The organism is Streptomyces sp. MI02-7b (assembly GCF_033793585.1).
In the GTDB taxonomy this organism is placed as follows: Bacteria; Actinomycetota; Actinomycetes; order Streptomycetales; family Streptomycetaceae; genus Actinacidiphila.
On record NZ_JARAWX010000012.1, the window covers coordinates 1 to 11,613 of the forward strand.

The following is an 11,613-nucleotide window of genomic DNA, read 5'->3' on the forward strand; positions in this document are numbered from 1 at the left end:
TATCTGGCGTTGACTTTTGGCACGCTGTTGAGTTCTCAAGGAACGGAAGCTTCCTTCGAGACCGTTTCACCGGCCCCTCCGGGCTTTCCCTTCGTTGTCACCAGCTTATCAGACTCTTTCGGGCCCGATTCCCGCCGGCGGGGGGATTTGCTTTTCGAATAACGACGCACGAAAAACACTCGGGATTTTCATCCTGGGAGATTTCGCTGCGATCGATAATCTTCGAAGCGGTCTAGATTCTAGCCGCTGGCCTCGAACCTGTCCAGTTCGTGGCAACTTCTCGAATCTACCTCCCCAGTCTACCCGTGTCAACAGGTTTCTTGGGGCGAAGAGGAGACTAGCAGGTCAGGAAGGCCGGATGCACATCCATGCCGTGCGCCATCCGGGTCATGCTGCCGTGGGGAGGACATCGCTGCGGTCGAGGCGCTCGAGATCACCGGTCTCACCGGCGCGGGCGGCACGGCGTCCTGGCACGTAGACGTAGGTGAGGAAAGCCAGCTCCGCGGCGACGCCGATGGCGATGCGGGCCCAGGTGGGGAGGCCGGAGGGGGTCACGAAGGCTTCGATCACGCCCGATACGAGGAGCACGACGGCCAGCCCGATGGCCATGCCGATGACGGCGCGTCCTTCTTCGGCGAGCGCGGTCCGACGGGGGCGCGGGCCGGGGTCGATGACGGTCCAACCGAGGCGCAGACCCGTGCCGGCGGCGACGAACACGGCGGTGAGTTCGAGGAGTCCGTGCGGGAGGAGCAGGCCGAGGAAGGTGTCGAGTCGGCCGGCGGAGCCCATGAGGCCCAGGCCGACACCCAGGTTGAGCACGTTCTGGAAGAGGACGTACAGCACGGGGAGCCCGAGGAACACTCCGAGGACCAGGCACCAGCCGGCGGCCATGGCGTTGTTCGTCCAGACCTGGGCCGCGAAGGAGGCGGCGGGGTGGCTGGAGTAGTAGGACTCGTACTCGCCGCCGGGCCGGGTGAGGGTCCGCAGTTCGTCGGGAGCCGCGATGGCGGCCTGGACGTGCGGGTGCGTGGCGACCCACCAGCCGATGAGCGCGGCAAGTGCCGTGGAGAGCAGGGCGGTGGGCACCCACCAGTGCCGCGATCGGTAGACGGCGGCGGGGAAGGCCGCCGTGAAGAAGTGGGCCGCGTCGCGCCAGCCGGGAGTGCGGGCGCCCGTGACGGCGCTGCGGGCCCGGGCGACGAGGGTCGTGAGGCGTCCGACGAGCGCGGGGTCGGGTGCGCTGGACTGGACGAGGGAGAGATGGGTGGCGGCCCGTTGGTAGAGGGTGACGAGTTCGTCGGCCTCTTCGCCGGTGAGGCGCCGGCCGCGGTGCAGCAGGGCGTCCAGCCGGTCCCACTCGTGGCGGTGGGCGGCTGCGAAGACGTCGAGGTCCATGGTCGCTGCTCCTGGCTGGCCGGGAGGTCCCAGCTTGGCAGACGGGGCAGACTGGTCGGGCCGGGTTCCGGGGTGGGGGTCGAGGAGGGTGCCCGTATGAGCGGTGCGATCGGTAGGAGCGGTGCGACGGGCGGCGACGCGCCTTACGAAGCGGGGGCTACCGGCCGCCTGGTGACAGGCGAGGCAGTGGAGTTGGGGCTGCAGCCGGCGCGGCTGCCGAGCCGGGCGCTGGCGGCGGCGCTGGATGCCGTCGTCTATTTCGGCGGGTACATGGTCGTCTCGCTGGGGCTGCTCGCGGCGACGTCGTCGCTGGACGATGCCGCGCTGGCCGCGGTGTACGTGGCGTCGCTGGTGCTCGTGCTGTTCGGGGTGCCGATCGCGGTGGAGACGCTGTCGCGTGGCCGTTCGCTGGGGAAGCTGGCGTGCGGGCTGCGGGTGGTCCGGGACGACGGCGGGCCGATCCGGTTCCGGCACGCGCTGGTGCGGGGGGCGGTGGGAGTGGTCGAGATCCAGGCGTTCCTCGGGGTGATCGCCTGTGTCGCCTCGCTGGTCTCGGCACGGGGGCGGCGGGTCGGGGACGTGTTCGCGGGGACGCTGGTGGTGCGGGAGCGGATCCCGGTGCCGCGGGCCCCGCAGGCGATGCCGCCCGCGCCGCCGTGGCTGGCGGATCGGGTGGCCGGTGCGGATCTCTCGGCGGTGCCCGAGGGGCTGTGGCTTGCGGTGCGGCAGTACCTGGCGCGGATGCACCAGTTGGATCCGCAGGTGGGGTGGTCGATGGCGGGGCGGCTGGCGGCGGACGTGGCGGCGTGCACGGGGACGCCGGTGCCGCAGGGGACGCCCGCGGTGGCGTATCTGGCGGCGGTGGTGGGCGAACGGCAGGCGCGGGAGGCGCGGAGGGTCTTCGGCGCGGCGGGGTTCGCGCACGCGGGTCCTCCGGCGCAGGGCTGGGGGGCGCCCGGGGAAGAAGTGGCGGCGGTGCCGTTGACGCCGGCGGCAGGTTCGCCGGGTTCCCCTGTCCGCCCTGTTCCTCCCTCCGCTCCCCCGGCCCCTGCCGCCTCTCCCGTTCCGCCCGCTCCGCCCGTTCTGCCGGTCCCACCGTCCACCGGGCAGTCGACCGGGTTCGCGCCGCCGGCCTGAACGGTCAGTCCGTCGCGGGGAATTGCGACGGGGGTGATGCGAGGTCCTCGAGTTCGATGCCGGGGGCCGCGAGGACGACGTCGCCGGCGATGTGCACGGTGTGCTGCTCGCCGGTGTCGAGGGCGCTGACCTGGTATTCGTCCACGGTCAGGGGTCCGTTGTCAGTGGGGTGTGCTTCGCTCTTCACCAAGGCCCACGACTGGTCGAGGGTACGGGGAGCGAGCACGGGGGGCTGGAATGCGACGAGTCGGACGCGGGTGGCCGGGGCGCCGGGACGCAGGCGCAGCAGGCGCGCCGTCGCGATGTAGAAGGCAGGGGATACGCCGCTGAAGGCGTGTGCCCGGACGTTTCCCTCCTGGGCGTGTTCGCCGGAGGGGTCGGTGCGTACCCAGGTGACGCCTTCGAGGGCGGCGCCGCGGACCTGCCAGCTCGCGGCGTTGAGTTCCAGGCGGATGGGGCGGCCGAGTTCGTCGACGGTGAGGTCGATGGAGCCCGCGTGGCTGCCGTCGGCGTGCGTGGTCTGCGCGGTGTAGCGCCAGCCGGAGGGGCCGGTGGCGCAGTGGAAGTGTTCTTCGCCGAGGGGGGTGTGGTCGTGCGTGTCGTGGAAGGAGTAGCGGCCTCGGGGCATGGATCGACCTTACGGGGGCGGTGCCGGTGGTACGGGGCAGGCCCCCGCCGGGGGCGGGGGCCTGCGGGCCGGCTGAGGTGGTGCCGGGGCGCCGCGGTGTTCGCGGCGTCGGCGGTGGCCTCAGTAGCGGTAGTGGTCCGGCTTGTACGGGCCCTCCACCGGGACGCCGATGTAGGAGGCCTGCTCGGGGCGCAGGGTGGTGAGCTTGACCCCGAGGGCGTCGAGGTGGAGCCGGGCGACCTTCTCGTCGAGCTGCTTGGGCAGGACGTAGACGCCGATCGGGTACTCCTCGGGCTTGGTGAACAGCTCGATCTGGGCCAGGGTCTGGTCCGAGAAGGAGTTGGACATCACGAACGAGGGGTGACCGGTGGCGTTGCCCAGGTTCAGCAGGCGGCCTTCGGACAGCACGATGAGGACCCGGCCGTCGGGGAAGGTCCAGGTGTGCACCTGCGGCTTGACCTCGTCCTTGACGATGCCGGGGATCTTGGCGAGGCCGGCCATGTCGATCTCGTTGTCGAAGTGGCCGATGTTGCCGACGATCGCCTGGTGCTTCATGCGCTGCATGTGCTCGGCGAGGATGATGTCGCGGTTGCCGGTGGTGGTGACGAAGATGTCGGCGGTCTCGACGACGTCCTCGAGCACGGTGACCTGGTAGCCGTCCATCGCGGCCTGGAGGGCGTTGATGGGGTCGATCTCGGTGACGATGACGCGGGCGCCCTGGCCGCGGAGGGACTCGGCGCAGCCCTTGCCGACGTCGCCGTAGCCGCAGACGACGGCCACCTTGCCGCCGATGAGGACGTCGGTGGCGCGGTTGATGCCGTCGATGAGGGAGTGGCGGCAGCCGTACTTGTTGTCGAACTTCGACTTGGTGACGGCGTCGTTGACGTTGATCGCCGGGAAGAGCAGGGTGCCGTCGCGCTGCATCTCGTACAGGCGGTGGACGCCGGTGGTGGTCTCCTCGGTGACACCGCGGATCTCGGAGGCGAGCTGGGTCCACTTCTGCGGGTTCTCGCCGAGGGTGCGGTTGAGCAGCGTGAGGATCTCGCGGTACTCGTCGCTGTCGGCGGTCGCGGGGTCCGGCGCCGCGCCGGCCTTCTCGAACTCGACGCCCTTGTGGACCAGGAGGGTGGCGTCGCCGCCGTCGTCCAGGATCATGTTCGGGCCGCCGGTGGGGGCGTCGGCCCAGGTGAGCGCCTGCTCGGTGCACCACCAGTACTCGGAGAGGGTCTCGCCCTTCCAGGCGAAGACCGGGATGCCCCGGGGGTTGTCGGGGGTGCCGTCGGGGCCGACGGCGATGGCCGCGGCGGCGTGGTCCTGCGTGGAGAAGATGTTGCAGGAGGCCCAGCGCACCTGCGCCCCGAGGGCGGCCAGGGTCTCGATGAGGACGGCGGTCTGCACGGTCATGTGCAGGGAGCCGGTGATGCGGGCGCCGGCGAGGGGCTGGGTGGCGGCGTACTCCGCGCGGATCGCCATCAGGCCGGGCATCTCGTGCTCGGCGAGGGTGATCTCCTTGCGGCCGAACTCGGCCAGCGAGAGGTCGGCGACCTTGAAGTCGTTGTTGACGGGGGACATGCAGTCTCCTCGTGGGGTGGTTCGAGAGCGGACATCGGCTTTTCCGCTGCGGGGCGTGGGAGGCATGCGGACATACGTCTCCCTCGACCGCAGCTCAGCCCGTCGGAGGCCCTCTCTCCCTCGGACGGTCCGGTGTGCGGACCGCCCGACCGCCATCAGCAGCGACGTCTGGCTACCCACGAATCTACACCGAGTGCCCGACCGGAACCGGGCCCTCGGTGGAGGTGGCGTGGAGGGATCAGGCCGTTTCCGGGGCGGCCGGCGCCTCGGGGGCCGCCTTCTGCTCACGGTAGATGTCGGGTTCCAGGTAGATCACCCGGGCGATGGGGACGGCCACGCGGATGCGGGCCTCGGCGGCGTCGATGGCGCGGGCGACCTCGGTGGCCGTGTCGTCGTGCTGGACGGCGATCTTGGCGGCGACGAGGAGTTCGTCGGGGCCGAGGTGGAGAGTGCGCATGTGGATCACGCCGGTGACGGTGTCGCCGTCGACGATGGCCTCGCGGATGCGGGTGACGGTCTCCGGGCCGGCGGATTCGCCGAGCAGCAGCGACTTGGTCTCCGAGGCGAGGACGAGGGCGATGACGACGAGTAGGGCGCCGATGCAGAGGGTGCCGACGCCGTCCCAGACGCCGTTGCCGGTGAGCAGGGACACGCCGACGCCCGCGAGGGCGAGCACGAGGCCGACGAGGGCGCCGAAGTCCTCCAGCAGGACGACGGGCAGTTCGGGGGCCTTGGCGGTGCGGATGAACTGAGCCCAGCTCTGCCGGCCGCGCAGTTCGTTGGACTCCTGGATGGCGGTGCGGAAGGAGAAGCCCTCGGCCACGATCGCGAAGAGGAGGACACCGATGGGCCAGTACCAGTGCTCGATCTCGTGCGGGTGCTGGACCTTCTCGTAGCCCTCGTACAGAGCGAAGACGCCACCGATGGTGAACAGGACGATGGAGACGAGGAATCCGTAGATGTACCGCTCACGCCCGTAGCCGAAGGGGTGTTCCTCGGTGGCGGCCTTCTTGGCCTTCTTGCCGCCCAGCAGGAGCAGCGCCTGGTTGCCCGAGTCGGCGACCGAGTGGACGCCTTCGGCGAGCATGGAGGACGAGCCGCTGAAGGCGAACGCCACGAACTTGCTCACCGCGATGGCAAGGTTGGCCCCCAATGCGGCGACGATCGCCTTGGTTCCGCCTGACGCGCTCATAGGTGCTGGGTATCCCTTCCGTCGGCCACCGGTCTTTGCCCGGTCTTTACGGCGCTACGGCGGGACATTCTTGCAGGCCGCGATTGCGTGGGTGCGTCAGGCCACCACGGTGGCACGGAAGACCGTTCCCTCGCCGAGGAGTTGGACCTGTTCGCCCGCGGGTACGTAGGCGGACTGGCCGGGGGCCAGGGCGAGTTCCCGCTGCGGCTCGCCGGCGGTGCCGGCGGCGCGGACGGTGGCCGTGCCTTCGGTGCAGAGCAGGATCTGCGCGGTGCTGTCGTCGAGCGCGCGCGGGGCGCCGCCGGCGGCGAGGGCGTAGCGGGAGAGCCGGAACTCCTCGATGGGGGTGGTGTAGAGCTCCTCGCCGTTCGGGGAGGCCTCGGGGCGCAGGACGCCGGGGTCGGCCGACTCGAAGCGGACGATGCGCAAAAGCTCGGGGACGTCGACGTGCTTGGGGGTGAGGCCGCAGCGCAGGACGTTGTCGGAGTTGGCCATGATCTCGACGCCGAGGCCGCTGAGGTAGGCGTGCGGGATGCCGGCGCCGAGGAAGAGGGCCTCGCCGGGCTGGAGGCGTATGTGGTTGAGCAGCATGGCGGCGATGACGCCGGGGTCGCCCGGGTAGGTGTGGGCGATGGACGCGTACGCGGCGTAGGCGTCAGCGTGCGGGCCGCCCTCGGCGGCGCGGCGGGCGGCTGCCTCGGCGGCCTCGTTGACGGTGCCGGCCATCGCGTGCCGCTCGGCGCCGAGCACGGCGGTGAGGACTTCGCGCAGGGCGGCGGCCTCGGGGTGCGCGTGCAGGATGTCGACGTAGGGCTTGAGGGAGTCGACGCCGAGTCCGGAGAGGAGGTCGGCGGTCTCCTGGGGGTGCCGGAAGCCGCACAGGCCCTCGAAGGGCGTGAGCGCGACGATCATCTCCGGCTTGTGGTTGGCGTCCTTGTAGTTGCGGTGCGGGGCGTCCACGGGGATGCCGCGGGCCTCCTCGTCGGCGAAGCCGGCGGCGGCCTGTGCGAGGTCGGGGTGGACCTGCAGGGACAGCGGCGAACCGGCGGCCAGCACCTTGAGCAGGAACGGCAGCCGGGGGCCGAAGCGCTCGACGGCCGCGGGGCCCAGTTCGGCGCGCGGGTCGGCGGCGATGACCTGGTCGAGCGGGACCGGACCGCCCCCGCGGTCGACGCGTGAGGGGGCGCCGGGGTGGGCGCCCATCCACATCTCGGCCTGCGGCTCGCCTGTGGGGCTGGTGCCCAGGAGCTCCGGGATGGCGGTCGTGGAGCCCCACGCGTACGGGCGAATGGTGTTGGTCAGCCGGTCCATGGGCTCATGATCTCCCAGCGGAGGTGACAGCAAGGTAAACGGAGGCGAAATCCGTGACGGCGAGGAGTTCGACGGCGGCTTCCAGCGGGGTGCTGTCGGGGGCGGCGGCGAGTTCGCTGAGCGGGGTGTCGTGGGTGGTGGTGAACTCCCGCGCCACGGCGGCGGAGCTGCTGGCGGGGGCCTGGTCGCCGTTGCCGGGGCGGTGCAGGAGGACGACGCGCAGGCGCAGGTCCTCGGGCTCCTCGACGCGGTCGCGGAAGAAGTCGTCGGGGTCCAGGGCGCCGGCGAGCGCGCCGGCGAGCAGCGCGCCGTGGGTGTCGACGGCCTCGGGGAGCTCGCCGTGCAGGGCGGGGCGTCCGGCGCGGGAGGCGATGGTCGCGGCGAAGCGCCGGGCGGCGACGGCGGACACGGGGCCCTCGCTCCACAGCACCGGCAGGGACTCGGCGAGTTCGGAGGCGAGTGCCTTGGCGGGGTTGCTGTAGGTGGCGATGGCGGGGCCGCAGCGGGCGGCGACCTCGTCGAGGCGGTCGGCGACGCTCTCGATGGCGTCGGCGGGTGCGGGCAGCAGCCCGATCCGGTCGCCGAGGGCGAGCAGCGGGGTGAGCAGGGCCCAGAAGGCGCCCAGGTCCTCGTCGGGGTCGGCGGCGTCGGACGCACCGGGCTCGGGGGCGGCGGCGTACGGGAGGACCAGGCCGCGTACTTGGGCGATGGCCTCGGCGATGGGCGACCCGTCGGGCACGACGGCGGCGGCGGTGCAGCCGCGGCGGTAGGCCTGCTCGATGAGGTCGGCCAGGCCGGCTTCGGTGCCCATGGGACTGGCGATGAGCAGCAGGTCGAGCGGTCCGGCCCAGCCGGGCAGGGTCCAGTGCAGGTCGTACGGGGCCGGGCCGGTGGGGCGCAGCGGCAGGACGGGGGCGCTGCCGCTGCCGAGGGCCGCCAGGAGTTCGGCGACGGTGGCGGCGGTGGCCGCGCCGGGGCCCGCGACGAGGACGCTGCGGGGGCGGCCGTCCGGCTTCAGTTCCCCTATGCCGGCCTCCTGCGCCAGCCGGGCGGCGGTGCGCACGCGGGCCCCGGCGGCGGCGACGCCCAGGAGCAGGCCCCGGGTGTCGGCGCGGGCGAGGCCCTCGGGGTCGTCGAGCAGCGTCTCGTCGAGCATTGTGGCGTGACCTCCCGGTCCTGGTGTGTCGGTGCGGGGTTACGCCGGGCGGCGGGCCTCGTCGACCAGCAGGACGGGGATGTCGTCGCGGACGGGGTAGGCCAGGCCGCAGTCGCCGGAGGTGCAGGCGAGTTCGCGGGCGTCGACGTCCTCGCGCAGGGGGGCGTGGCAGGCGGGGCAGGCGAGGATTTCCAGGAGGCTGGCTTCGACGAGCGGCATGGTGTCGCGACTTCCTTCGGGTCGGTGCCCGTGGTGTCCGGGCGGGCCGTGCGGGTGCAAAGCGATGCGGTGCGTTGCGATGCGGTGCAGTCCGTGCGGGCGCTTCCCGGCCGTCGGGCCGGTTGGCCGTTTCAGCGTATCGCCGGGGCGTTCGCGGCGTGGGGATCACGTCCCGCTCGGGGTGCGCGCATTCCCGGCCCCCGTCGGGGCGCCGGGAACGCGCGGACGCGCGGGGCGCCTGACGCCCGGCGCCTCAGGCGCGGACGATGGCCAGCACCTCGTCGCGGACCTCGGCGACGAGGTCGGCGGTGCGGGCCTCGACGTTGAGGCGCAGCAGCGGCTCGGTGTTGGACGGGCGGAGGTTGAACCACCAGTCGCCGGAGGTGACGGTGAGGCCGTCCAGTTCGTCGATCGTGACGCCCGGGCGGTCGGCGTAGGCCGCGCGGACGGCGGCGGTGCGGCCGGCCTGGTCGTCGACGGCGGTGTTGATCTCGCCGGAGGCGGCGTACCGGTCGTACTCGGCGACGAGCGCGGACAGCGTTCCGTCCTGGCCGCCGAGGGCGGCGAGGACGTGGAGGGCGGCGAGCATGCCCGTGTCGGCGTTCCAGAAGTCCCGGAAGTAGTAGTGCGCGGAGTGCTCGCCGCCGAACACGGCGCCGGTGCGGGCCATTTCCTGCTTGATGAAGGAGTGGCCGACGCGGGTCCGCACGGGGGTGCCGCCGTGCTCCTTGACGACCTCGGGCACGGACCACGAGGTGATCAGGTTGTGGATGACGGCGGAGCCGGGGTGCTTGGCCAGCTCGCGCGCGGCGACCAGGGCGGTGATCGCGGAGGGCGGGACGGGCTCGCCGCGCTCGTCCACGACGAAGCAGCGGTCGGCGTCGCCGTCGAAGGCGATGCCGATGTCGGCGCCGGTCTCCCGGACCTTCTCCTGCAGGTCGACGATGTTCTTCGGGTCGAGCGGGTTCGCCTCGTGGTTGGGGAAGGTGCCGTCGAGCTCGAAGTACATCGGGACGAGGTCGAGGGGCAGCCCGTCGAAGACGGTCGGGACGGTGTGGCCGCCCATGCCGTTGCCGGCGTCCACGACGACCTTCAGCGGCCGGATCGCGGTGAGGTCGACGAGGGTGCGCAGGTGCGTGGCGTAGTCGCTCAGCAGGTCCTGCTGGGTGATCCCGCCGGGGGTGGCGTCGCTCGCCGGCAGGCCGGTCTCGGACCACTGCTCGACGAGTTCGCGGATCTCGGCGAGACCGGTCTCCTGGCCGACCGGCGCGGCGCCCGCGCGGCACATCTTGATGCCGTTGTACCGGGCGGGGTTGTGGCTGGCGGTGAACATCGCGCCGGGCAGGCCGAGCTTGCCGCTGGCGAAGTAGAGCTGGTCGGTCGAGCAGAGCCCGATCTCGGTGACCGACGCGCCGCGGGAGGCGGCGCCGCGGGCGAAGGCCCGGGACAGGCCGGGCGAGGAGGGCCGCATGTCGTGGCCGGTGACGATCGCGTCGGCTCCGGTCACGGTGACGAAGGCCGCGCCGAAGAGTTCGGCGAGCGGCTCGCCCCATTGGTCGGGGACGACTCCACGGACGTCGTACGCCTTCACGAGCTGGGAGAGGTCGGTCACCGCATGTGCTCCACTCTGTCCGGTTGCCGGTCATGGACTGCGGACCAAACCTACCGGGCATACCTGAACATCCGGACGAGGAGTACCCATCACGGTGGATCCGCTCCCGGACGGGGGTGGACCGGGTCAGGAGTCGGGCGAGCGCAGGACGCGCAGGTGGCCGCGCCGGGCGATCTCCATCGGGTCGCCGCCCCGGCCGCCGGCCGGCTTGCCGCCGTCGCGCTCCGGGGGGCGGGCGGCCTCGCGCACGGCGTTGGCGAGCGCCTCGAGGTCGTCACCGCTGGGGCGGCTGGGGCCGGTGTCGGTGGCGAGGCGCACGACCTCCCAGCCGCGCGGGGCGGTGAGGCGCTCGGAGTGCTCGGAGCACAGGTCGTAGCAGTGGGGTTCGGCGTAGGTCGCGAGGGGGCCGAGTACCGCGGTCGAGTCCGCGTAGACGTACGTCAGCGTCGCGACGGCGGGACGGCCACACGCGGTGCGCGAACAGCGACGTACAGGGCTCACGACGTTGGACGGTACCGCACTCTTGAGCGGGCCGCGACGACTCCCCGGGACACCACTCCGTCGTGTCGTCCCGGTTCGCCGGGATGGCCCGACCTGCGACCCGCGCCCCTGACCTGCGAAGGGCCGGAAATGCGCGACCCGACCGACGATGACAGCCGTCACCAAACCTGCCAAATGGCGTCAATTGACGGCAGCCGAGCAGTCACGGTTGGGGAATTGTGAGGACGACACCAGCGCGCGACCGTACATTCTGCGACATCGCGCCGGATGTCCGGTCCTCGTACCCCGTGGTGATGGCACCGGTCACGGGCCCGCATACCCGGGGCTCCCGGCGGCTACTCTCAGAGGTGATGGACACCCCTTCGCCCGCACCCCGCCAGCGCCGCCGCGACCGACACGGACGTGGCATGCGCGGCCCCATCGCGCCACCGCAGGTGCCGCTGGCGCTCAGCCGCGCCGACGCCTTCGACGACCTCGTACGGGACGCGGCCGACCGTCTGGAGCGCAGGTGGCCCCAACTGTCGGAGGTGGAGTTCGCCGTGCAGGAGGTGCCGTGGCCGCCCGGCGGGGCCGACGACGAGGCGGCCGGCGGGGCCGGGGCGTCCGAGGACGGGGTGCCGCTCGGGCGGCTGCTCGGTGGGCGCAAGGGCACCCCGCACCGGATCGTGGTGTACCGGCGGCCGGTGGAGATCCGGGCCAAGACCCGCGAGGAGCGCGCGCTGCTGGTGCACGACGTGGTCGTGGAGCAGGTGGCCGAGCTGCTGGGGCTCTCCCCGGAGAACGTCGACCCCCGCTACGGCGAGGGATAGCGCGCGGGGCAGGCAGGTCCTCGGAGGGCTTCCCCGACGACGGCACGGGCCCGGGGCGCAGTCTGCGCCCCGGGCCCGAGT

Annotated in this window: 11 protein-coding genes; 2 read left to right on the forward strand and 9 right to left on the reverse strand. The window is 72.3% G+C overall.

Features of this window, described 5'->3' with window-relative positions; genetic code table 11:
• Nucleotides 1-387 precede the first annotated feature (387 nt).
• Nucleotides 388-1,395, reverse strand: coding sequence for a stage II sporulation protein M (locus PV364_RS20645; protein WP_319661599.1), 1,008 nt, complete (start codon nt 1,393-1,395; stop codon nt 388-390).
• Between the two features lie 171 nt (nt 1,396-1,566).
• Between PV364_RS20645 and PV364_RS20650 the strand changes: the two genes are divergently transcribed.
• Entirely contained in the window at nt 1,567-2,532 is a 966-nt protein-coding gene (locus tag PV364_RS20650) for an RDD family protein (RefSeq protein WP_319661600.1), read from the forward strand.
• A gap of 4 nt (nt 2,533-2,536) precedes the next feature.
• Here the strand turns inward: PV364_RS20650 and PV364_RS20655 are convergent, their stop codons facing one another.
• The 8 genes from PV364_RS20655 to PV364_RS20690 all read right to left on the reverse strand — a co-directional run bounded on the left by PV364_RS20655 (nt 2,537) and on the right by PV364_RS20690 (nt 10,723).
• Entirely contained in the window at nt 2,537-3,160 is a 624-nt protein-coding gene (locus tag PV364_RS20655; protein WP_319661601.1) for a hypothetical protein, read from the reverse strand.
• 120 nt (nt 3,161-3,280) lie between these two features.
• Entirely contained in the window at nt 3,281-4,732 is a 1,452-nt protein-coding gene (gene ahcY, locus PV364_RS20660; protein WP_319661602.1) for an adenosylhomocysteinase, read from the reverse strand.
• Between the two features lie 238 nt (nt 4,733-4,970).
• Entirely contained in the window at nt 4,971-5,924 is a 954-nt protein-coding gene (locus PV364_RS20665) for a cation diffusion facilitator family transporter (protein WP_319661603.1), read from the reverse strand.
• Between the two features lie 96 nt (nt 5,925-6,020).
• Nucleotides 6,021-7,235, reverse strand: a complete 1,215-nt coding sequence (gene manA / locus PV364_RS20670; RefSeq protein WP_319661604.1) for a mannose-6-phosphate isomerase, class I — start codon at nt 7,233-7,235, stop codon at nt 6,021-6,023.
• A gap of 4 nt (nt 7,236-7,239) precedes the next feature.
• Nucleotides 7,240-8,391 carry an SIS domain-containing protein gene (locus PV364_RS20675; protein ID WP_319661605.1) on the reverse strand — a complete coding sequence of 384 codons (1,152 nt, stop codon included), beginning with the start codon at nt 8,389-8,391 and terminating at the stop codon, nt 7,240-7,242.
• 39 nt (nt 8,392-8,430) lie between these two features.
• A complete protein-coding gene (locus tag PV364_RS20680; RefSeq protein WP_319661606.1) occupies nt 8,431-8,610 on the reverse strand; it encodes a Trm112 family protein in 180 nt (59 codons plus the stop codon).
• Nucleotides 8,611-8,863: 253 nt separating this feature from the next.
• Complete coding sequence (locus PV364_RS20685) at nt 8,864-10,222, reverse strand: phosphomannomutase/phosphoglucomutase (protein ID WP_319661607.1); 1,359 nt, start codon at nt 10,220-10,222, stop codon at nt 8,864-8,866.
• A 126-nt stretch (nt 10,223-10,348) separates the two neighbouring features.
• Complete coding sequence (locus PV364_RS20690; protein ID WP_319661608.1) at nt 10,349-10,723, reverse strand: DUF3499 domain-containing protein; 375 nt, start codon at nt 10,721-10,723, stop codon at nt 10,349-10,351.
• Between the two features lie 350 nt (nt 10,724-11,073).
• Between PV364_RS20690 and PV364_RS20695 the strand changes: the two genes are divergently transcribed.
• Nucleotides 11,074-11,532 (forward strand): metallopeptidase family protein, encoded by a 459-nt coding sequence (locus PV364_RS20695; protein ID WP_319661609.1) that lies wholly within the window; start codon nt 11,074-11,076, stop codon nt 11,530-11,532.
• The last annotated feature ends 81 nt before the right edge of the window (nt 11,533-11,613 follow it).

What these genes read in the sequence shown, in the direction of transcription:
- PV364_RS20680 (WP_319661606.1), bottom strand. Translation starts at nt 8,610, where the DNA reads ATGCCGCTCGTCGAAGCCAGCCTCCTGGAAATCCTCGCCTGCCCCGCC.
- PV364_RS20645 (WP_319661599.1), bottom strand. Translation starts at nt 1,395, where the DNA reads ATGGACCTCGACGTCTTCGCAGCCGCCCACCGCCACGAGTGGGACCGG.
- PV364_RS20695 (WP_319661609.1), top strand. Translation starts at nt 11,074, where the DNA reads ATGGACACCCCTTCGCCCGCACCCCGCCAGCGCCGCCGCGACCGACAC.
- manA (WP_319661604.1), bottom strand. Translation starts at nt 7,235, where the DNA reads ATGGACCGGCTGACCAACACCATTCGCCCGTACGCGTGGGGCTCCACG.
- PV364_RS20675 (WP_319661605.1), bottom strand. Translation starts at nt 8,391, where the DNA reads ATGCTCGACGAGACGCTGCTCGACGACCCCGAGGGCCTCGCCCGCGCC.
- PV364_RS20665 (WP_319661603.1), bottom strand. Translation starts at nt 5,924, where the DNA reads ATGAGCGCGTCAGGCGGAACCAAGGCGATCGTCGCCGCATTGGGGGCC.
- PV364_RS20655 (WP_319661601.1), bottom strand. Translation starts at nt 3,160, where the DNA reads ATGCCCCGAGGCCGCTACTCCTTCCACGACACGCACGACCACACCCCC.
- ahcY (WP_319661602.1), bottom strand. Translation starts at nt 4,732, where the DNA reads ATGTCCCCCGTCAACAACGACTTCAAGGTCGCCGACCTCTCGCTGGCC.